We start from the raw sequence: 18,416 nt of genomic DNA on the forward strand, positions 1-18,416 counted from the left end.
GGCTACATCCGCTGCATCGAAAGCTGGATTTCCGAGGGAACGACATGGCAGACCACAAGCACGGTGAGATGGACATCACCGAACAGGAAAAGACCTTTGCCGGGTTCATGACATTCACGGTGCGCACCACCATCGTGATCATCGTGGCGCTGATCCTGCTTGCGCTGATCAACGGCTGATCGGGCAGCCCCGTCATGGACCGCCGCAAATTCATCCTGACCGCGCCGCTGGCCCTTGCCGCCTGCGGGGCGCCCCGCGTGTGGGCACCCGATGAATTCGTGGCGGCAAAGGCCTATTCCCATCCCGGGCCGAAGTCCCTGACGCTGTTCACCATGAAGAATACCGGTAGCGACAACGGTGCGCATACCGGTCTGATGATCAATGCCAGCCAAAGGGTGCTTTTCGATCCGGCCGGCACATTCGGCCACCCCTCGATCCCCGAACGCAACGACGTGCATTTCGGCATCACGCCGCGGATCGAGCAGTTCTATATTTCCTATCATTCGCGGATCACCTACTACACGCTGATACAGTATGTTGAGGTTTCACCCGAAACCGCCGAACTGGCGATGCGGCTGGTGATGGAAAACGGCCCCACGCCGAAATCGCTGTGCACGACGCATACCTCGCGCATTCTCGCGCAATTGCCGGGGTTCGGCTTCATCCGGACGACGATTTTCCCCAACAACCTGGCCGATCAGTTTGCCCGTGTGCCAGGAGTGCAAACCTCGGAATACCGCGAGACTGACAGCGACGACAAATCCGTCGCTGCCGCACAGATCGACCGGGCTATCCGGACAGGCCAGTAAGCCACAAAACTGCGTAGAGCGTGATTGCCCCGGCACCCATTGCGCCGATCACGTTCCGTGTGAGATAGCCCACCCCCACAGTCACAACCGCCGCCGCGAAACGTGGCAGGTCTGGTGTGCCCCCGGTGGCAGCGGGCCACAGAACCAGCGGCGCCACCAGCCCGGGCAGAACCGCGACGGCGGTATAGCGCAGATGCCGCAGCACCCAGTCCGGCAGCCGCGCGGCCCCCAGGACCCCGAGGAAGGAAAACCGCAGAAGGAAGGTGCCGATCCCCACCGCCACGATGATCGTCCAGATCGTCGCGTCGCTCATGTCTGAACCCTCCGCGCCTGCCACAGCTCGACCTGGGCACCCACCATCATCGCCACAAGAGCCGCAACAAGCAGGCCAAGATTGTAGGGCACCCCTGCCAACACAAGGGCCAGCACGACCGAGGTGAAGGCCGCCGCCAGATGTGCCAGCGTGCGCATCATGGGGCCGATCATGGCCAGAAAGCAGATCGGCAGGGCAAAATCCAGCGCCAGCCAGTCGGGGATTCCTTCGCCCAACCACAGGCCCAGCGCGGTCATCGCCACCCAGAACGGTGCGATGGGGGTGACCACGCCGAAAAAGAAGCCCAGGCGCTGCGACACTGTCCAGTCGGGGTATTGTTCGAAGCGCATCGCAGAACAGGCAAAGCTCTGGTCCACGTTCAGATAGCCCGCCAATGCCCTCTGCCAGAGCGGCGCGGCGCCCAGCCAGGGCGCCAGCCATGCCGAATACATCGCCATGCGCAGGTTCACCGCCAGCGCGGTGGCGACGATGATCAGCACCGGGGCGTTCTCGACCATCAATTGCAGGGCGGCGAATTGCGCTGCGCCGGCGAAGACAACGGTGGAAAAGGCCAGCGCCTGCGGTGTGGTCAAACCGGCCTCGGCCGCCACCACACCGAACAGCAATCCGAAGGGCCCAGTCACCAACAGGAAGGGAAGCCCGTCACGCAGGCCCAGGTAATACGTGTTTTTTGGCTTGGTTCGGGCCAAGGGACTGACCTAAGGTTCGATAGCGACGGTTCGGACTATCGCGCCGCAAGGAGCAAGGCAACCGATGACACAGCCGCTGGGCGTGATACTGGCAGGCGGGCGCGGCACGCGAATGGGGCACACGGACAAGGCCACCTTGATCCTGGGCGGCCAAACGCTGCTGCAACGGGCGATCGACCGGCTGGAGCCGCAGGTCGCCGCCTTGGCGGTAAACACCAATACGGACTTGCCGACCGAGTTCACGCGGCTGCCCGACAGCATCACTGGCCACCCCGGCCCGTTGGCCGGGATTCTGGCCGCCCTGGACTGGGCGGCGGCGATGGGCGCACGCCACGTCGTGACCGTGCCGGTCGACGTGCCCTTCTTTCCCTGCGATCTGGTGCCGCGGCTTTTGCTGGCGGCCGAGGCGCACCCTGTGGGGCTGGCCATCGCGGCGGACGAAAGCGGCCTGCACCCGACCTTTGGACTCTGGCCCGTGGACCTGCGCCCGGACCTTTCCGCCGCCTTGGACAGTGGGGTTCGCAAGGTCACCGACTGGACCGACCAGTTTGGCGCTGCACAGGCCCATTTCCCGACAACCGAGCCCTCGGCCTTTCTCAATGTAAACCGGCCCGAAGACCTGGCGCGCGCCGAAGCTGCCTTGGCCAACGCTACATGAGCATCAGCCGCGGCTTCGCTGATGAGGAGCGGCCACGTATCGCGGCGCTCTACTGGGAGGCCTTCGGAGAAAAGCTCGGGCGGGTGATGGGGCCACGCGCCCGCGCCCTTGGTTTCCTGCAGGACGTGATGGACCCGGCCCACGCGATCACCATGCGCAACCCGGCGGGTGAATTGCTGGGACTTGTGGGCTTCAAGACCTATGAGGGCGCCTTTGTCGGTGGCGGGTTGGGGGACATGACGCGCCATTACGGCCGGCTTGGGGGGACATGGCGGGCCGGGATGCTCGCCCTGCTGGAGCGCGAGGTGGAAAATCATCGCTTCCTGATGGACGGGATCATCGTCGCGCCCGAGGACCGCGGTCGAGGCATCGGCACCGCCCTGCTGGACGCCATCGCGAAAGAGGCCGCGGGGCGCGGCTATTCCGAGCTTCGGCTGGACGTCATCGACAGCAACCCGCGCGCCCGCGCCTTGTATGAACGGCAGGGTTTCGTGCCGGGCGGCGAACACAGGCTGGGCGTGCTGCGCCATGTCTTCGGATTTCGCAGCGCCACGACGATGATCCGGCGCGTGGGCTGAACGGCCGACGCCGCCCTTGCACCCCGATCAGCGCGGCGGGCCGTCGTGCCGCTCCGCGCGCACCCCCGCGACCCGAATGCACGCCACTTGGCCGCCCCCCGAGCGGCAGCTTTGCGCAGGGAGCGGGGCTTGCAGAGTTCGGAGCGACCCTTCGCGAACGGCACGTGCCGGCCCGGGCGGACACTCAGGCCGACTGCGGCGAAAGGCAGGTCGAACCCATGTCCGACGTTTGTCGGGTGGCCTGTCGACAGACCGCGGGATGGCGACCGACGCCTTTTCTGCGCGCTTTATCCCTGCCATGTTCGCGCGCCGCATGAGCGATGCACCCAGCCCAACCTGATCGCCAGCCCCGTGGGCGGTCTGGCGATAGGCCGGCACCTTCGGTGCTATTCGGCCCGGGCTACAGAATGACCGCTTCGTCCCGCAAAGCAGCCGTCCGATTCTCTTCCTCAAGGAAGCTGAACGGGTGTTCAGGCCACCGCTTTCCCCCGGCATCTGCTGTCCGGGGGGCGCCGCCTAGTCGAAGGCCCCCGTCACGCGCCCCAGCAGCATGAAGGCCCGCGCCGTGCGGGTCTCGGCAAGGGCGGCGATATCCTCGTCGCTGGCCTCGGGCTCAAAACTTTCGAGCATCTGGTCGAACTTGCGCAGGAAATGGTGCGCCGCATCGCGAAAGATCGTGTCCTCGCGCATCCGGCCCGCCGTCAATGCCAGCGAAGAGCGGTCACGCACACCGCCCAGAGCGGCCACGGCCTTGCCACGCTCACCCCGTGCAAAGCGGCGCCAGAATTCCGGGCGCGCCCGATCGGGGCGCAGGTCGTCCATGTAAATGCCGTCCTGGCTGAGCAGGGTCAGCACGTCCTGGCTGGCCTGGATCAGCTGGCGGGCGGAATGGTCCTTGAGCGCCCGGCGCAGGGCGGCGAAGCCGACTTCGTCATCCTGGGTGTCGGGAAAGTTCAGCGCGCGCACAAGATCGGACCGCTGGATCGGCGGGGTCATGTCCTCGGCGCTGGTGCCAAGGGCAAGGGTCGGCTGGTCGTCGCCCGGTTCGGGCTTGGGCGCGGGGGCAAGACGCGTGGCAGCCTGGGCGGGCCGCGCCGAGGTGAAGGTCGCCAGCGCGGTCTCTGTCTTTTGCGCGGCCTTGGCGATCTCGTTGAGCTTCTTCTCGACGGTCGGGTCCATGCCGCCCGCCCCGCGCGCCTGCCGGTCGGCCACGTAGGTCTGACGCATGGCGTCGATGGCCGCCTGCAACCGACGCGATTCCTCGCGCACGATCCGGGCCGAGCGCATGGCAATGGCGGCCACCCAGATCACCGCAATGGGCAGGAACACCGCCAAAAGGGTCATCACGAACCCCATGGTGTCGAACCCGCCGCCCTCGGTTTCCGTGGGCAGGATGAGGAAGAACAGCGCCGCCGCCGCCAGCCACACCAGGCTGAGCGCGCCGGCAATGATTTCCACAGCCGAGAGGCGCAGCCCCTCGGGCTTTTCTCCTGCCTTGAGGGCCGCGTCGGCCTTGGTGGGGCGCATCGCCATTATCGCGGGTCTCCGGCCCTAGAGGTAGGAAATCTTCAGGATCTCGTAGCTGCGGTCGCCGCCGGGCGTGCGCACTTCGACGCTGTCGCCCTCTTCCTTGCCGATCAGGGCACGGGCAAGGGGCGACTTTATGTTGAGGCGTCCGTTTTCAAGATCGGCCTCGTATTCACCGACGATCTGGTAGGTCTTCTCCTCGTCGGTATCCTCGTCCACGATCTCGACCGTGGCGCCGAACTTGATCGCGCCCGACATCTTTGCCGGGTCGATCACGTCGGCCAGCGACATCACGCCCTCCAGCTCCTTGATGCGGCCCTCGATGAAGGACTGCTTTTCCTTGGCGGAATGATACTCGGCATTTTCGGACAGATCGCCATGTTCGCGCGCCTCGGCAATGGCCTTGATGATGGCCGGGCGTTCCTCGCTCTTCAATTGCTTCAGCTCGGCTTCGAGCTTGGTGTAACCGGCACGAGTCAGCGGTATCTTTTCCATTGGTCCGTCCTGAAAAGGTAAAACAGCAAGTGGGCGTTCATAACCCCTTGGACCATTGGGCCTCAAGGGGGCATGCGCCATGCAGGAGAATATGGGCTGAAAGCGTGTCCGCAAGCCCCGCACAGGTCGCGACGCGACAATTTAACGTCGTGTCTCGATTGCCCTTGAATTGCCGGTCCTGTAACCAAGGCGAAACATAGTTGCGCGCATGACAGGGGAGGCCCGGAATGGCCGAGATCGAACGCGAATCCATGGAATATGATGTCGTCATCGTCGGCGCAGGGCCTGCCGGCCTGTCGGCTGCGATCCGGCTCAAACAGCTCGATGCCGACCTGAATGTCGTGGTGCTGGAAAAGGGCTCCGAGGTCGGGGCGCACATCCTGTCGGGCGCGGTTCTTGACCCCTGCGGTCTCGACGCGCTGATCCCGGACTGGAAGGAAAAGGGCGCGCCGCTGAACGTCCCCGTCAAGGATGACAATTTCTACATGCTGGGCGAAGCGGGCCAGATCCGTATCCCCAACTTCCCCATGCCACCGCTGATGAACAACCACGGCAACTATATCGTCTCGATGGGCAATGTCTGCCGCTGGATGGCCGAGCAGGCCGAGGAACTCGGCGTCGAGATTTTCCCCGGCATGGCCTGTTCCGAACTGGTCTACGGGGACAATGGCGAAGTGAAAGGCGTTGTCGCGGGGGTCTTTGGCCTAGAGGCCGATGGCAGCATTGGCGAAAACACCGAACCGGGGATGGAACTGCATGGGCGTTACGTCTTCCTCTCCGAGGGCGTGCGCGGGTCTCTGGCCAAGGAAGTGATCGAGAAATACGACCTTTCCGCCGGGAAAGAGCCGCAGAAATTCGGCCTCGGCATGAAGGAAATCTGGGAAATCGACCCCAACAAGCACCGCGAGGGGTCGGTGACCCACACGATGGGCTGGCCGCTGAACGGCAACGCGGGCGGCGGGTCGTTCATCTACCACCTGGAAAACAACCAGGTCTATGTCGGCTTCGTGGTTCACCTGAACTACAAGAACCCGCACCTTTATCCCTACATGGAATTCCAGCGCTTCAAGCATCACCCGATGGTGGCCGAGCTGCTGAAGGGCGGCAAACGCGTGGCCTATGGCGCCCGCGCCATTTCCGAGGGCGGCTACCAGTCCATGCCCAAGATGGTTGCACCCGGCGTGGCGCTGCTGGGCTGTTCGGTGGGCATGGTCAACGTGCCGCGCATCAAGGGCAATCACAACGCCATGCTGTCCGGCAAGGCCGCGGCCGAGGCCGCCTTTGAGGCGATCAAGGCCGACCGCGCGGGCGATGAGCTGACCGCCTATGAGGCCGAAGTGCGCGAAGGCGCCATCGGCAAGGATCTCAAGAAGGTCCGCAACGTTAAACCGATGTGGTCCAAGTGGGGACTGACGGCATCGCTTGCCCTCGGCGGCGTCGACATGTGGACGAACAACCTGTTCGGCCTGTCGCTGTTCGGCACGATGAAGCAGGGCAAATCCGACGCCGAGGCCACCGAGCCGGCGGACAAGCACCAGCCCATCGACTATCCCAAGCCCGATGGCACGCTGTCCTTCGACCGGCTGACAAATGTCAGCTATTCGATGACCAACCACGAGGAAAGCCAGCCAGCGCATCTGCACCTCAAGGATGCCAGTGTGCCGATCTCGGTCAACCTTCCGACATACGCCGAACCGGCCCAACGCTATTGCCCGGCCGGCGTCTACGAGGTCGTGGAAAAGGACGGCACGCAGCAATTCGTCATCAATTTCCAGAACTGCGTGCACTGCAAGACCTGCGACATCAAGGATCCGAGTCAGAACATCAACTGGACGGTCCCGCAGGGCGGCGACGGACCGAATTACCCGAATATGTGACTTCAAGAAGGGCCCCGCGCGGGGCCCTTTGATATAGCAGGCGGCGCATTGCCGTCCCCCAAGCTTGTGATTTGCCCCGAATGAGAGGGCGCTATACTCATGAAAAGCCGCCCTTTTACGGAGAGACATGTGCCCAAGCCCCTGAGCCTCGCCCTGGTCGCCGCACTCCTGGTATCGGGACCCGTGGCCGCTGAACCGGACCTCGGGTCTTACCTGGCAGCGCGTCAGGCTGGTCTGACGCAGGATTTCGATGCCGCAGCCAAGTATTTCGGGCAGGCGCTGACGCGCGATCCGGCCAATCCCGCATTGCGCGAAAACGCGCTGACCTCGTTCATCGCCATCGGCGAGATGGATGCCGCATTGCCCGTCGCCCAAGCCATGCATGACGACGGCCAGACCAGTCAGATGGCCAACCTGACCCTTCTGGCCGAAGCCGCCCGGACCGAGGATTGGGACGGGATCTTCGATCTGCTGGAATCCGGCCACGAGGTCGGGCCGATGATCGACGGGATAACGCAAGCTTGGGCCTTCGTCGGCAAAGGGCGAATGGATTCGGCTCTGGACACGTTCGACGAGATGATCGACACGCCCGGACTGCAGAGCTTCGGTTACCTTCACAAGGCCTTGGCCCTTTCCATGGTCGGCGATCTCGAAGGCGCCGATGCGATCCTGTCGCGTTCGCCCGATCAGGGTGTGATCCCGACCCGGGCATCGGTGCTGACCCATGTGCAGGTGCTGGCCCGGCTGGGCCGGTTCGAGCAGGCGCACGAGGTGCTGGAACAGGCCTTCGGCCAGAGCCCCAATCCCGAATTGCAGGCAATCCGTGAAAGCCTCGCCGCCGGCATCGCGCCGGAGGGCATCGGCGTGGCCGAAACACCGCGCGAGGCCATGGCCTACCTGTTCCTGAGCCTGGCACAGGCCCTGCGGGGCGAGGCCGAAGACGCTTACCTGCTCATGTATGCGCAGTCTGCCGCCCATATCGACCCGGACCGCGCCGATGCCCATATCGCGGCGGCCAACCTGCTGGACGATATCGGCCAGCATGACCTGGCCGCCGCCACCTTCGCCAAGGTCGCCACGGACGATCCCGCCTTCCTGGCCGCCGAACTGGGCCGAGCCGAGGCGCTTCGGTCTGATGGCAAGACTGCCGCGGCGATCGAGGTGCTTTCGCAACTGTCCCGCAGCCATGCGGATTTTCCGATGGTGCATACCGCATTGGGCGACATCCTGCGCCGGGAACAGGAGTACGAGAAGGCCAATGCCGCTTATGATACCGCCTTGTCGCTCTATCCCGAGGACGACCCATCGGTCTGGTGGGTCACATATGCGCGCGGCATCACCCATGAAAGACTGGGCCAGTGGGACGCCGCCGAGGCCGATTTCCGCGAGGCCCTTCGCCTCAACCCCGGCCAGCCTTCGGTGCTGAACTACCTCGGTTATTCCATGGTAGAAATGGGCATCAACCTGGACGAGGCTCTGGCCATGATCGAACAGGCTGCCAAGGCCCGCCCAGACAGTGGCGCCATCACCGACAGCCTCGGTTGGGTGCTGTTCAAGCTGGGCCGCTATGACGAAGCCGTCACCCACATGGAACGGGCCGTTGAACTGGAACCGCTTGACGCGATCATTACCGATCACCTCGGCGACACCTACTGGATGGTGGGCCGCGAGGCCGAGGCGTATTTCCAGTGGCAGCGGGCCCTGTCCTTCGACCCCGAGCCCGACCTGGCCGAGCGCATCCGCCGCAAGCTGGAGGTCGGGCTGACCGAGGTTCTTAGGGAAGAGGACCAGGACCCAGCCGACATGGCCTATGACCGCCAGTAAGGACAGCGTCACCGCCTTTGCACCGGCCAAGTTGAACCTTTGCCTGCATGTCACGGGGCAGCGGCCTGACGGCTATCACGAGCTCGATTCGCTTGTGATGTTTGCCGCCACCGGCGATACGATCACCGCCACACTCGCAGACGACCTGAGTCTGACCATTGATGGCCCGTTTGCGGACAGCCTGTCGATGGAGGCGGACAACCTGGTGCTGCGCGCGGCGCGGTTGCTTGACCCGGATCGCGGCGCACGGATTCACCTGCACAAGGCCCTGCCCGTTGCCGCCGGGATCGGTGGCGGCTCCTCCGACGCCGCAGCGACCCTGCGCGCGCTGGCTACCCTCTGGGACATGCCACTTCCCACCGCCGCCGAGGTCCTGCCGCTGGGCGCCGATATACCCGTCTGCATGCACCCAGGATTGCTGCGGATGGAGGGAATCGGTGAGGCCCTGACCCCGCTCGGCCCGGCGCCGATGCTTGACATCGTTCTGGTCAATCCCGGCATCGCCCTGTCCACGCCAGAGGTGTTCAAGGGGCTGCGGTGCAAGGACAATCCCCCCCTGCCCGGTGACATGCCCGACCCGTTCGAGATCGATTCGTGGGTCGGCTGGCTGGCAGAGCAGCGCAACGACCTGCAAGAGCCCGCTATCGCCGCGGCGCCGGTCATCGGCGAGGTGTTGGAGGCGCTGGACGCCCAGCCGGGCAACCAGTTGGTGCGCATGTCCGGATCCGGGGCGACCTGTTTCGGCATCTTCGAGGATGCAGCGACCCGCGACGCCGCCGCAGCGGCCATCCGAACCGCCCGTCCCGACTGGTGGGTCGCGGCCAGCGAGGAATGGAACCTCTAGCGCAGCCGCGCCACCACGTAGTCGGCCAAGTCGATCAGCATGCCCCGGATGGGATGGTCCGGTAGCCCGGCCAACGCTGCCTTGGCACGATCCGCCCAGGCGACGGCCTCGGCGCGGGTCGCGTCGATCGCAGCGTGCTTGTCCAGCAGGGCCAAAGCGGTTCCGAGGTCACCGTCGTCCTGCTTGCCCTTCTCGATGGTGCGCTGCCAGAAGGCGCGTTCCTCGGCATCGGCCTTTGCCACCGCCTTGATCACCGGCAGGGTCAGTTTGCGTTCGCGGAAATCGTCGCCGATGTTCTTGCCGGTCGCATCACTGCCCGCATAGTCGAGGATATCGTCCACCATCTGGAAGGCGATGCCCAGCGCATCGCCATAGTCGAACATGGCCTGCACGCGCGCGTCATCCTGACCGGCGATCACACCGCCCACCTCCATCGCCGCCGAGAACAGCGCTGCGGTCTTGCCGCGCACGATCTTGAGATAGGTCTCCTCGGTCGTGGCGAGGTCGCGTGCGGCGGTCAGTTGCAGCACCTCGCCTTCGGCGATGGTGGCCGCCGCATTGGACAGGATGCGCAAAACGCGGATCGAGCCTGTTTCGGTCATCAGCTGGAAAGACCGCGCGAACAGGTAATCCCCCACCAGAACGGACGAGGTATTGTCCCACAACAGGTTCGCCGTGGGCCGCTCGCGCCGCTGCTGGCTTTCGTCCACGACATCGTCATGCAGCAGGGTCGCGGTGTGGATGAATTCCACCGTCGCGGCCAGATGCACATGATAAGGTCCGTCATAGCCGCACATCCGCGCCGCCCCGAGCGTCAGCATGGGCCGGAGTCGCTTGCCACCCGCTTCGACCAGGTGGGCCGTGACCTCGGGGATGCGCGGAGCGTGTTCCGAGGCCATCCGCTCGCGGATCATCGTGTTGACGCGCCCCATGTCCTCGGCCAGCGCCTCGGCCAGGCGGTCGTGGGGTTTGGTGGCGGTATCGACGCTCATGAACTCTCCGTCAGATGCTCGACAAAGGCGTATGTTTCGCCTTAGGTCAATGGGATGAAGGAACTTCTGCGCAGCAACGACCCGACCGTGATCGCCTTTGCCAAGGCCCTTTTGGACGGTGAGGGTATAGTGGTCTTCGAATTGGACGTAAATATGAGCGTCCTCGAAGGCAGCGTCGGCATTTTGCCGCGCCGCATCATGGTGCGTGACGCCGACCATTTCATGGCCAGCGCCATCCTGCGCGACAATGATATCGATCTTGGGCAATAGCGGATGGACGTGACCCGCGATGCCTTCCTGGGGGGGCGGTTGGTGCTGCATCAGCCCCGGCGGGGCTACCGGGCTGGGGTCGATCCGGTCCTGCTGGCCGCCGCGACACCGGCACGGTCGGGGCATTCGGTGCTGGAGTTGGGCTGCGGTGTGGGCGCGGCGCTGTTCTGCCTGGCCGCGCGGGTTCCGGACCTGGATCTGACCGGGGTCGAGTTTCAGCCCGACTACGCCGACCTCGCCCGCCGCAATGCCACCGATAACCGCATCAGCGCCCGGATCGAGACCGCCGACCTGCGCGCCCTGCCTGCCGATCTGCGCAACCGGTCCTTCGACCATGTCATCGCGAACCCGCCCTATTTCGACCGCAGGCTCGGCACCTCCTCGGATACTGCGGGCCGCGAGATGGCATTCGGCGGCGACACACCGCTGCGCGACTGGCTGGACGTTGCAACGCGGCGCCTTGCGCCCAAGGGCTACCTGACCCTGATCCAGAAGGCCGACCGCCTGCCGGACCTTCTGACAGCGATGGATGACCGGCTGGGCAGCGTCGTGATCCGGCCGATCGCCGGGCGTGCGGGGCGCGATGCCGACCGTGTGCTGGTCTCGGCCCGCAAGGAGGGCCGCGCACCGTTTCGCCTCTGCGCGCCACTGATTCTCCATGACGGACCCGAGCACGGCGCGGATGCGGAGGACTACACCGCCGAGATTCGCGCGGTGCTCCGCGACGGCGCCGCCTTGCCGATCATCGCTTAACCATTCAGCAAGGGTTTGCGGGTTTCCTGCGACAAGGTGCCCATGCCGTCCCGGGTTTCTGCCCTGCGGCGTGACAGACCGGCCAAGGTGTGCTGCACTTGTCCTGAACTCAACAGCACGGAGGAATCCCATGAGCATGATGTCGCATCTTCAAGAGCTCAAGAAGAAGCACGACCAACTATCCGAAGCCGTTGAGACCGCCCAACGCGCCCCGGGAAGCAACGATCTGGAAGTGGCGCAAATGAAGAAGAAAAAGCTGCAACTGAAGGAAGAGATCGCGCGCATCGAAGAAGGCGCATGATCCACCGAGGCACTCACGGAAAAGGCCGCCCACTGGGCGGCCTTTGTTATTGCAGCGGCAAACTATCCGTCAGACGAAGAACTGCGCCCCGTTGGCCGATATGGTCGACCCGTTGATGAAGCCCGATTCGTCCGAGGCCAGGAAGGACACGCAGCGCGCGATTTCCTCGGGCTCACCAAGGCGCCCGGCCGGGATCTGGCCGATGATCGCCTCGCGGACCTTTTCCGGCACGGCCATAACCATTTCGGTGGCGATATAGCCGGGGCAGACGGCATTGGCGGTGATGCCCGCACGGGCGCCTTCCTGGGCCAGCGATTTCACGATGCCGAGGTCACCGGCCTTGGTGGCGGCATAGTTGACCTGCGCGAACTGACCCTTCTGGCCGTTGATCGAGGAAATCACGATCACCCGGCCGAACTTGCGTTCGCGCATGCCGGGCCAGACCGGATGCACGGTGTTGAACACACCGGTCAGGTTGGTGTCGATCACCTGGTGCCATTGTTCCGGGGTCATCTTGTGGAACGGCGCATCCTTGGTGATGCCGGCATTCGCCACCACCACGTCGATCGGACCCAGTTCCGACTCGACCTTTTCGATCCCGGCTTTGGATTCGTCGTAGTCGGCGACGTTCCACTTGTAGGTCTTGATGCCGGTTTCCTCGGTGAACTTGGCCGCGGCCTCGTCATTGCCGGCATAGGTCGCGGCGACCTCGTAGCCGTCTTCCTTCAGCTTCTTGGAAATGGCGGCGCCGATGCCGCGGCTGCCTCCGGTAACCAGTGCAACACGTCCCATGATCATTCCTCCTTCGGGGTATTGGGGTGGGCGCACCGGGCGGTGCGCCCGCAAATCTTAGCGTTCGACGCAGAGCGCGACGCCCATGCCGCCACCGATGCAGAGGGTCGCCAGACCTTTCTTGGCGTCGCGGCGCTTCATCTCGAACAGCAGCGTGTTCAGGACACGGCAGCCCGAGGCACCGATCGGGTGACCGATGGCGATGGCGCCGCCGTTCACGTTCACGATCTCGGGGTCCCAGCCCATGTCCTTGTTCACGGCGCAGGCCTGCGCGGCAAAGGCTTCGTTGGCTTCGACCAGGTCCAGGTCGCCCACGGACCAACCGGCCTTTTCCAGCGCCTTCTTGGACGCATGGATCGGACCCACACCCATGATCGACGGGTCCAGACCGGCCGTGGCATAGCTGGCGATACGGGCCAGCGGCTCGATGCCGCGTTTCTCGGCCTCTTCGGCGCTCATCAGCAGGGTTGCAGCCGCACCATCGTTGATGCCCGACGCATTCGCAGCCGTCACCGTGCCGTCCTTGGTGAAGGCCGGACGCATCTTTTCCATCGCCTCAAGCGTCGCGCCGTGGCGGATATACTCATCCTTGTCGACCACGATATCGCCCTTGCGGGTCTTGACGGTGAAAGCGACGACCTCGTCATCGAACTTGCCGGCCTTCTGGGCGGCCTCGGCCTTGTTCTGGCTGGCCAGCGCAAAGGCGTCCTGCTGGTCGCGGGAAATCTGCCACTTCTCGGCAACGTTCTCGGCGGTCTGGCCCATGTGGTAGCCGTTGAAGGCATCCCACAGACCATCGCGGATCATGGTGTCTATGAACTTCATGTCGCCCATCTTCTGACCCTGGCGCAGGTTCGCGGCATGGGCGGACATCGACATGTTCTCCTGCCCCCCGGCGGCGACGATGCTGGCATCGCCCAGCATGATGTGCTGCGCGCCCAGCGCCACGGCCCGCAAGCCGGACCCACAGACCTGGTTGATCCCCCAGGCCGCGCTTTCCTGCGGCAGACCCGCATTGATATGCGCCTGGCGGGCGGGGTTCTGGCCCTGCGCGGCGGTCAGCACCTGGCCGAGAATGGTTTCCGATACCTCGCCCTTGTCGACGCCGGCGCGTTCGACCACAGCCTCCAGCACGGCAGCGCCGAGGTCATGGGCGGGTGTATTGGCGAAGGAACCGCCGAAACTGCCCACGGCGGTGCGTGCGGCAGATGCGATAACGACGTTGGTCATGGGTGAGTCCTCTCCTGATCCGTCAATTCAATGGCGGCAAGGAGCCAGACGCGGAATCGCACGGGCCCCGACCCGCCGTTCCCCTCCCTCTTAGGGGGTACATGCTGCAACTGCAACATGGATCACGGCATGTGAGCGTAATTTTATTGCGCGAACGGCGGTTGGTCCACTCAGATTCGAAGCCGCGGCACGCCGTAGAGGTAGCCTTGCAGGCAATCGACACCGAACTGTGCCAACTTCGCGGCCTCAGCCGGGGATTCCACCCCCTCGGCCACGGCAAACATCTCGAACTGGTGCGCAACGGTGATCAGCGCCTCGGCGATCACCTGGTTGTCCGGGTCCTGGTCAATACCCCTGACGAAGCAGCTATCCACCTTGACCAGGTCGAAGAAGAAATCCTTGAGATAGCGAAAGGCCGTCAGCCCGGCACCGAAATCATCCAACCCGAAGGCCACGCCGCGCGGCTGCATCTCTTCCATGAAGCGGATGACCACCTCTGGCAGCTGCATGGCGCTATCCTCGGAAATTTCGAGGATCAGGCGATGGCCAAGATCGGGATCGTCGTGAAGGTTGCGTTCCAGAACACGACGCCATGTTCCATCGCCCAGGGACCGGGCCGAAACGTTCACCGCCAAGCGCAGACCGGGCAGCTCGCGCAGGCGGTCGAAGCCCAGTGCCAGCGAGGCGCAATCAATGTCGCGGCCAATCGTATCATCCTCGACCTGGCCCATGAATTGGGCCGCCGGAATGACCCGCCCGGTTTCATCCAGCACGCGGATCAATCCCTCGTAGAAGGCCGTATCGCCCCCCTGCCCGGCCAGTACGACCGGTTGAAACGCCAGGGCGCAATGATCCTGTGCCAAGGCGTCGCGCACCATGCTCATGACATCCTTGTCACGCACGCTCACCGCGTAATCCAGCGGATCCTTGGGCACCTGTTCGTCCAGCGCCGACCGGGAAAGATCAAAGGCGGGCATCGGCCACTCCGTTCCAGTCCCTCAGGTTTGCCAGATACCCGATTAAGGGCTGGTAAAGCTTTGCGGTTTGAGTTGAATTGTCCCGGTAAAGGAGGGCCGGAATGGAACGATGCGGCTGGGCCGGACCGGATCAGATCTACCTGGATTATCACGACACCGAATGGGGTGTGCCGGAATATGACAGCCGCGCGCTTTGGGAAAAGCTGATCCTCGACGGGTTCCAGGCGGGGCTGAGCTGGATCACCATCCTGAAAAAGCGCGAAGGGTTCCGGGCGGCCTTCGACGGTTTCGACCCCGAAACCATCGCCGGATGGGGTGAACCACAGGTCGCGCGCCTGTTGCAGAATCCGGGCATCATCCGCCATCGCGGCAAGATCGAGGCCACGATCACCAATGCCCGCGCCTACCTTGAGATCGAGGATTTCTCGGCATTCTGCTGGGGCTATGTCGGCGGCAAGCCGATTCAGAACCGCTGGGCCACGCTGGCCGAGGTGCCCGCTTTCACGCCCCTGTCCGCGCGCATGTCCCGGGACCTGAAGAAAGCCGGCTTCAAGTTCTGTGGCCCAACCATCGTCTATGCCTGGATGCAGGCCTGCGGGCTGGTCAATGACCACCTGACAACCTGCCCACTCCACGCCCCCTGCGCGGCCCTGGCCTAGACGGGTCGCTTGCCCGGCTCTTCCCGCCCGCTACCTGACAGTGGCCACCAAGACAGGAGTCGGGTCATGCCCAAACCACACCCAGGCCGCACCGGCGGACTGCCTGTGCCCAGCCGCCGATTGGGACGCAGCGCGCGACTGGGCGGGCTGGCGATCGGGCTGGCCGGCCGGATGGCGCGCGACGGGCTGGCCGGGCTCGGCCGCGGCGAACGCCCCGACCGGCGCGATCTTTTGCTGACCCCCGCCAACCTGCACCGGATCACCACTGAACTGGCCCGGATGCGCGGTGCGGCCATGAAGGTGGGGCAATTGGTGTCCATGGACGCGGGCGCCATCCTGCCCCCGGACCTGGCCGAGATCATGTCCCGGTTGCGCGACGGGGCCGATTTCATGCCCCCGAAACAGCTGAAATCCGTGCTGAACGCCGCCTGGGGGCCGAACTGGCTGCACCGCTTTGCGCAATTCGACGTGCGCCCCATCGCCGCCGCCTCCATCGGGCAGGTCCACAAGGCCGGCCTGCGCGACGGGCGCACCATCGCCGTCAAGGTGCAATACCCCGGCATCGCCCGCAGCATCGACAGCGATGTCGCCAATGTCGGCAGCCTGATGCGCCTGTCCGGGCTGGTCCCCCGGGGATTGGACCTTGCCCCCTTGCTGGCAGAGGCCCGCGCGCAGCTGCACGCGGAGACGGACTATGCCGCCGAGGCCGCGCACATGACCCACTTTGCAGACCTGCTTGCGGACGATCCGCGCTTCGCCCTGCCGCGCCCATTGGCCGACCTGACAACGCAAACCGTCCTGGCCATGGACTTCGTCACTGGCGCCCCCATCGAGGCGCTTTGCGAGGCCCCGCAGCCCATCCGGGATCAAGTCGCCGAAGCCCTTTTCGACCTTCTGCTGCGCGAGATTTTCGAGTTCGGCCTGGTTCAGACCGACCCGAATTTCGCCAACTACCGCCACGACGACAAAACAGGCCAGATCGCCCTGCTCGATTTCGGCGCGACCCGGTCGCTGGCCCCCTGGGTGGCCCCGGCCTACGGGGCGCTGATCCGGGCGGGCATGGCCGGCCGGCGCGAAGAGATGGTGATGGCGGCTACAAGGCTGGGCCTTCTGGACGACTCGCTGCGACCGGATCACCGTGCACGCGTCATCGCCATGATGGAAACCGCCTTCGGCGATCTAGCGTGCCACCCGGTCTACGATTTCTCCGATCAGGGCCTTGCCCACACCCTGCAGGCCGAAGGCATGGCCCTGGCACAAGAGGGCCTCGCCCCTGCCCCGCCACCGGCCGACGTCCTGTTCGTGCAACGCAAGATCGGCGGGCTCTACCTGCTGGCCGCGCGGCTTGGCGCGCGCGTTCCGCTGCACACCCTGCTGGAGCGCCATCTGCCCTGATCACCAGCGCTTCAGCGCATCCTCGTCCTCATCGCGCGCGGCGACCCAATCGGCCCCGGAGCCGCTGCGTTCCTTCTTCCAGAAGGGCGCGCGGGATTTCAGGTAATCCATCAGGAAATCCGCCGCCTCGAAGGCATCCTTGCGATGGCGCGATGCGGTGGCGACCATCATGATCACCTCTCCCGGCGTCATCGCCCCGTAGCGGTGGATGACCAGCACGTCGGCCAGTGCCCAGCGGGCCATGGCCTCGTCGCGGATCTTGGCCAGCGCCTTTTCGGTCATGCCCGGGTAATGCTCGATCTCCATGGTCTGAAGGCCGCCATCCACATCGCGCACCAGCCCCGAAAAGCTGACAACAGCCCCGGCGCCCGCGACTCCCGCGCTGAACGCGTTCAGCTCGGCACCGGGATCGAACCTGTCGGATTGCACCCGGATCGACATGCCCTCAGCCCCCGGTCATGGGCGGGAAAAAGGCAACCTCGCGCACACCGTCCAGCGAATCCGTGAACTCGGACAATTCCTGGTCCAGCGCCACGCGCAGCGCCGACAGGTCGGCAAAGGCGGCGGCATAGCGCTCCTCGCGTCCGCGCAACTCCTCGACCAGCTCGGCCACCGTGGCGGCATCGCTCTGCACCTCTTCGCGCGGACGTCCGATACGCTCGCGCACCCAGGCGAAATAGAGAACCTGCATGGCTACCCCCTCAGATGCGGCAGGGATTTTCGGAGATAATCCCAGCCCGTCAAAAGCGTCAGGATCATCGCCGCCCAGAGCAGCACGATCCCGATCCACCAGCTAATCTGCATCCCGCGATATTTCCAGACGATGCCCAGCTCGTCGGGGATGGTGCCGGCGAAGACATCTCTTACCACGTCTTCACTCATGCCCCAGGTCTGCATGATGTAATAATGCTCGAATGCGCCCGTGGAAAACAACACGGCAATCGCGGTCATCTGCGCGGCCGTCTTCCACTTGGCCAGGCGCGTCACTTTCAGGGTCCCGGCGGTATCGCCCAGGAATTCCCGCAGCCCACTGACAAAAGTCTCACGGAACATGATCAGCGTGGCCGGAAGCAGAATCCACGGGTTCATCCCGGAAAATCCGCAGATCACCAACAGCGCGATCACCACCATCGCCTTGTCGGCGATCGGGTCCAGCATGGCACCGAACTTCGATTCCTGGCTCCAGGCGCGGGCCAGGTAACCGTCGATCCAGTCGGTCACCGCCGCGCCCGCGAACAAGGCAAGCGCGATCCAATCCGCCCAGGGGCGGTTGAAATAGAGGAACAGAATCGCAACACCTGGCGCGGCCAGAAGACGCAAAACCGTCAGGATATTGGGCAGGGTCCACTTCATACGCGTTTCCTAGCGCCATTCCCGTTCCCGCGCCACACCCCCTGCTTCTTTGGGTCGAA

At 64.6% G+C, this 18,416-nt stretch carries 23 protein-coding genes; 12 read left to right on the forward strand and 11 right to left on the reverse strand.

Going from position 1 to position 18,416, the window contains the following annotated elements; genetic code table 11:
• Window positions 1–44 precede the first annotated feature (44 nt).
• Window positions 45–179, forward strand: coding sequence for an aa3-type cytochrome c oxidase subunit IV (locus tag DFK10_RS11220; RefSeq protein ID WP_109389125.1), 135 nt, complete (start codon window positions 45–47; stop codon window positions 177–179).
• A gap of 15 nt (window positions 180–194) precedes the next feature.
• Window positions 195–809 carry a hypothetical protein gene (locus DFK10_RS11225; protein WP_109389126.1) on the forward strand — a complete coding sequence of 205 codons (615 nt, stop codon included), beginning with the start codon at window positions 195–197 and terminating at the stop codon, window positions 807–809.
• On the opposite strand, the gene DFK10_RS11230 is transcribed toward DFK10_RS11225, so the two are convergent.
• Together DFK10_RS11230 and DFK10_RS11235 are read right to left on the reverse strand one after the other, a co-directional pair.
• Complete coding sequence (locus DFK10_RS11230) at window positions 790–1,122, reverse strand: AzlD domain-containing protein (protein WP_109389127.1); 333 nt, start codon at window positions 1,120–1,122, stop codon at window positions 790–792. The genes DFK10_RS11225 and DFK10_RS11230 overlap by 20 nt on opposite strands.
• Window positions 1,119–1,832, reverse strand: coding sequence for an AzlC family ABC transporter permease (locus DFK10_RS11235; RefSeq protein ID WP_109389128.1), 714 nt, complete (start codon window positions 1,830–1,832; stop codon window positions 1,119–1,121). The genes DFK10_RS11230 and DFK10_RS11235 overlap by 4 nt, the downstream gene beginning before the upstream one ends.
• A gap of 64 nt (window positions 1,833–1,896) precedes the next feature.
• Between DFK10_RS11235 and mobA the strand changes: the two genes are divergently transcribed.
• Together mobA and DFK10_RS11245 are read left to right on the forward strand one after the other, a co-directional pair.
• Window positions 1,897–2,490: a molybdenum cofactor guanylyltransferase MobA gene (mobA, locus tag DFK10_RS11240; protein WP_109389129.1), complete on the forward strand. Its 594-nt coding sequence runs from the start codon at window positions 1,897–1,899 to the stop codon at window positions 2,488–2,490.
• Window positions 2,487–3,068 carry a GNAT family N-acetyltransferase gene (locus DFK10_RS11245; RefSeq protein ID WP_109389130.1) on the forward strand — a complete coding sequence of 194 codons (582 nt, stop codon included), beginning with the start codon at window positions 2,487–2,489 and terminating at the stop codon, window positions 3,066–3,068. The genes mobA and DFK10_RS11245 overlap by 4 nt, the downstream gene beginning before the upstream one ends.
• Before the next feature lie 516 nt (window positions 3,069–3,584).
• On the opposite strand, the gene DFK10_RS11250 is transcribed toward DFK10_RS11245, so the two are convergent.
• On the reverse strand, window positions 3,585–4,595 hold the full coding sequence (locus tag DFK10_RS11250) for a hypothetical protein (RefSeq protein WP_109389171.1): 1,011 nt from the start codon (window positions 4,593–4,595) through the stop codon (window positions 3,585–3,587).
• 24 nt (window positions 4,596–4,619) lie between these two features.
• Window positions 4,620–5,090: a transcription elongation factor GreA gene (gene greA / locus DFK10_RS11255; RefSeq protein ID WP_109389131.1), complete on the reverse strand. Its 471-nt coding sequence runs from the start codon at window positions 5,088–5,090 to the stop codon at window positions 4,620–4,622.
• Between the two features lie 227 nt (window positions 5,091–5,317).
• On the opposite strand from greA, the gene DFK10_RS11260 reads away from it, so the two are divergent.
• The 3 genes from DFK10_RS11260 (at window position 5,318) to DFK10_RS11270 (ending at window position 9,635) form a co-directional block, all read left to right on the forward strand.
• Window positions 5,318–6,967, forward strand: coding sequence for an electron transfer flavoprotein-ubiquinone oxidoreductase (locus DFK10_RS11260; protein WP_109389132.1), 1,650 nt, complete (start codon window positions 5,318–5,320; stop codon window positions 6,965–6,967).
• 129 nt (window positions 6,968–7,096) lie between these two features.
• Window positions 7,097–8,791: a tetratricopeptide repeat protein gene (locus DFK10_RS11265; RefSeq protein ID WP_235866829.1), complete on the forward strand. Its 1,695-nt coding sequence runs from the start codon at window positions 7,097–7,099 to the stop codon at window positions 8,789–8,791.
• On the forward strand, window positions 8,778–9,635 hold the full coding sequence (locus tag DFK10_RS11270) for a 4-(cytidine 5'-diphospho)-2-C-methyl-D-erythritol kinase (protein ID WP_109389134.1): 858 nt from the start codon (window positions 8,778–8,780) through the stop codon (window positions 9,633–9,635). The genes DFK10_RS11265 and DFK10_RS11270 overlap by 14 nt, the downstream gene beginning before the upstream one ends.
• Here the strand turns inward: DFK10_RS11270 and DFK10_RS11275 are convergent.
• Complete coding sequence (locus tag DFK10_RS11275; RefSeq protein WP_109389135.1) at window positions 9,632–10,627, reverse strand: polyprenyl synthetase family protein; 996 nt, start codon at window positions 10,625–10,627, stop codon at window positions 9,632–9,634. The genes DFK10_RS11270 and DFK10_RS11275 overlap by 4 nt on opposite strands.
• Window positions 10,628–10,681: 54 nt before the next feature.
• On the opposite strand from DFK10_RS11275, the gene DFK10_RS11280 reads away from it, so the two are divergent.
• The 3 genes from DFK10_RS11280 (at window position 10,682) to DFK10_RS11290 (ending at window position 11,951) form a co-directional block, all read left to right on the forward strand.
• Entirely contained in the window at window positions 10,682–10,897 is a 216-nt protein-coding gene (locus DFK10_RS11280; protein ID WP_109389136.1) for a putative signal transducing protein, read from the forward strand.
• Window positions 10,898–10,900: 3 nt separating this feature from the next.
• A complete protein-coding gene (locus DFK10_RS11285) occupies window positions 10,901–11,650 on the forward strand; it encodes a tRNA1(Val) (adenine(37)-N6)-methyltransferase (protein ID WP_109389137.1) in 750 nt (249 codons plus the stop codon).
• 130 nt (window positions 11,651–11,780) lie between these two features.
• Window positions 11,781–11,951 (forward strand): DUF465 domain-containing protein, encoded by a 171-nt coding sequence (locus tag DFK10_RS11290; RefSeq protein ID WP_109389138.1) that lies wholly within the window; start codon window positions 11,781–11,783, stop codon window positions 11,949–11,951.
• A gap of 69 nt (window positions 11,952–12,020) precedes the next feature.
• Here DFK10_RS11290 and phbB read toward each other — a convergent pair whose 3' ends face one another.
• From phbB to DFK10_RS11305, 3 genes are all read right to left on the reverse strand, one after another.
• Window positions 12,021–12,743 carry an acetoacetyl-CoA reductase gene (gene phbB, locus DFK10_RS11295; protein WP_109389172.1) on the reverse strand — a complete coding sequence of 241 codons (723 nt, stop codon included), beginning with the start codon at window positions 12,741–12,743 and terminating at the stop codon, window positions 12,021–12,023.
• A 57-nt stretch (window positions 12,744–12,800) separates the two neighbouring features.
• Window positions 12,801–13,973 carry an acetyl-CoA C-acetyltransferase gene (locus tag DFK10_RS11300; RefSeq protein WP_109389139.1) on the reverse strand — a complete coding sequence of 391 codons (1,173 nt, stop codon included), beginning with the start codon at window positions 13,971–13,973 and terminating at the stop codon, window positions 12,801–12,803.
• 170 nt (window positions 13,974–14,143) lie between these two features.
• The gene (locus tag DFK10_RS11305) at window positions 14,144–14,950 is read right to left on the reverse strand and encodes an EAL domain-containing protein (protein ID WP_109389140.1); all 807 of its coding nucleotides are present in this window, start codon (window positions 14,948–14,950) and stop codon (window positions 14,144–14,146) included.
• A 101-nt stretch (window positions 14,951–15,051) separates the two neighbouring features.
• On the opposite strand from DFK10_RS11305, the gene DFK10_RS11310 reads away from it, so the two are divergent.
• Window positions 15,052–15,609, forward strand: coding sequence for a DNA-3-methyladenine glycosylase I (locus DFK10_RS11310; RefSeq protein WP_109389141.1), 558 nt, complete (start codon window positions 15,052–15,054; stop codon window positions 15,607–15,609).
• A gap of 66 nt (window positions 15,610–15,675) precedes the next feature.
• Window positions 15,676–17,004 carry an ABC1 kinase family protein gene (locus DFK10_RS11315; protein ID WP_109389142.1) on the forward strand — a complete coding sequence of 443 codons (1,329 nt, stop codon included), beginning with the start codon at window positions 15,676–15,678 and terminating at the stop codon, window positions 17,002–17,004.
• Here the strand turns inward: DFK10_RS11315 and DFK10_RS11320 are convergent, their stop codons facing one another.
• From DFK10_RS11320 to pgsA, 3 genes are read right to left on the reverse strand one after another with little or no spacing between them, the layout of a single operon-like run.
• Window positions 17,005–17,445, reverse strand: a complete 441-nt coding sequence (locus DFK10_RS11320; protein ID WP_109389143.1) for a molybdenum cofactor biosynthesis protein MoaE — start codon at window positions 17,443–17,445, stop codon at window positions 17,005–17,007. It abuts the gene before it with no gap.
• Window positions 17,446–17,449: 4 nt separating this feature from the next.
• On the reverse strand, window positions 17,450–17,695 hold the full coding sequence (gene moaD / locus DFK10_RS11325) for a molybdopterin converting factor subunit 1 (RefSeq protein ID WP_109389144.1): 246 nt from the start codon (window positions 17,693–17,695) through the stop codon (window positions 17,450–17,452).
• 2 nt (window positions 17,696–17,697) lie between these two features.
• A complete protein-coding gene (pgsA, locus tag DFK10_RS11330; RefSeq protein ID WP_109389145.1) occupies window positions 17,698–18,357 on the reverse strand; it encodes a CDP-diacylglycerol--glycerol-3-phosphate 3-phosphatidyltransferase in 660 nt (219 codons plus the stop codon).
• Between the last annotated feature and the right edge of the window lie 59 nt (window positions 18,358–18,416).

Origin of the sequence: Salibaculum griseiflavum (assembly GCF_003129565.1) — a bacterium.
GTDB classification, from domain to species: Bacteria; Pseudomonadota; Alphaproteobacteria; order Rhodobacterales; family Rhodobacteraceae; genus Salibaculum; species Salibaculum griseiflavum.

What these genes read in the sequence shown, in the direction of transcription:
- DFK10_RS11220 (WP_109389125.1), top strand. Translation starts at nt 45, where the DNA reads ATGGCAGACCACAAGCACGGTGAGATGGACATCACCGAACAGGAAAAG.
- DFK10_RS11225 (WP_109389126.1), top strand. Translation starts at nt 195, where the DNA reads ATGGACCGCCGCAAATTCATCCTGACCGCGCCGCTGGCCCTTGCCGCC.
- DFK10_RS11230 (WP_109389127.1), bottom strand. Translation starts at nt 1,122, where the DNA reads ATGAGCGACGCGACGATCTGGACGATCATCGTGGCGGTGGGGATCGGC.
- mobA (WP_109389129.1), top strand. Translation starts at nt 1,897, where the DNA reads ATGACACAGCCGCTGGGCGTGATACTGGCAGGCGGGCGCGGCACGCGA.
- DFK10_RS11245 (WP_109389130.1), top strand. Translation starts at nt 2,487, where the DNA reads ATGAGCATCAGCCGCGGCTTCGCTGATGAGGAGCGGCCACGTATCGCG.
- DFK10_RS11250 (WP_109389171.1), bottom strand. Translation starts at nt 4,595, where the DNA reads ATGCGCCCCACCAAGGCCGACGCGGCCCTCAAGGCAGGAGAAAAGCCC.
- greA (WP_109389131.1), bottom strand. Translation starts at nt 5,090, where the DNA reads ATGGAAAAGATACCGCTGACTCGTGCCGGTTACACCAAGCTCGAAGCC.
- DFK10_RS11260 (WP_109389132.1), top strand. Translation starts at nt 5,318, where the DNA reads ATGGCCGAGATCGAACGCGAATCCATGGAATATGATGTCGTCATCGTC.
- DFK10_RS11270 (WP_109389134.1), top strand. Translation starts at nt 8,778, where the DNA reads ATGACCGCCAGTAAGGACAGCGTCACCGCCTTTGCACCGGCCAAGTTG.
- DFK10_RS11275 (WP_109389135.1), bottom strand. Translation starts at nt 10,627, where the DNA reads ATGAGCGTCGATACCGCCACCAAACCCCACGACCGCCTGGCCGAGGCG.
- DFK10_RS11280 (WP_109389136.1), top strand. Translation starts at nt 10,682, where the DNA reads ATGAAGGAACTTCTGCGCAGCAACGACCCGACCGTGATCGCCTTTGCC.
- DFK10_RS11285 (WP_109389137.1), top strand. Translation starts at nt 10,901, where the DNA reads ATGGACGTGACCCGCGATGCCTTCCTGGGGGGGCGGTTGGTGCTGCAT.
- DFK10_RS11290 (WP_109389138.1), top strand. Translation starts at nt 11,781, where the DNA reads ATGAGCATGATGTCGCATCTTCAAGAGCTCAAGAAGAAGCACGACCAA.
- phbB (WP_109389172.1), bottom strand. Translation starts at nt 12,743, where the DNA reads ATGGGACGTGTTGCACTGGTTACCGGAGGCAGCCGCGGCATCGGCGCC.
- DFK10_RS11300 (WP_109389139.1), bottom strand. Translation starts at nt 13,973, where the DNA reads ATGACCAACGTCGTTATCGCATCTGCCGCACGCACCGCCGTGGGCAGT.
- DFK10_RS11305 (WP_109389140.1), bottom strand. Translation starts at nt 14,950, where the DNA reads ATGCCCGCCTTTGATCTTTCCCGGTCGGCGCTGGACGAACAGGTGCCC.
- DFK10_RS11310 (WP_109389141.1), top strand. Translation starts at nt 15,052, where the DNA reads ATGGAACGATGCGGCTGGGCCGGACCGGATCAGATCTACCTGGATTAT.
- DFK10_RS11315 (WP_109389142.1), top strand. Translation starts at nt 15,676, where the DNA reads ATGCCCAAACCACACCCAGGCCGCACCGGCGGACTGCCTGTGCCCAGC.
- DFK10_RS11320 (WP_109389143.1), bottom strand. Translation starts at nt 17,445, where the DNA reads ATGTCGATCCGGGTGCAATCCGACAGGTTCGATCCCGGTGCCGAGCTG.
- moaD (WP_109389144.1), bottom strand. Translation starts at nt 17,695, where the DNA reads ATGCAGGTTCTCTATTTCGCCTGGGTGCGCGAGCGTATCGGACGTCCG.
- pgsA (WP_109389145.1), bottom strand. Translation starts at nt 18,357, where the DNA reads ATGAAGTGGACCCTGCCCAATATCCTGACGGTTTTGCGTCTTCTGGCC.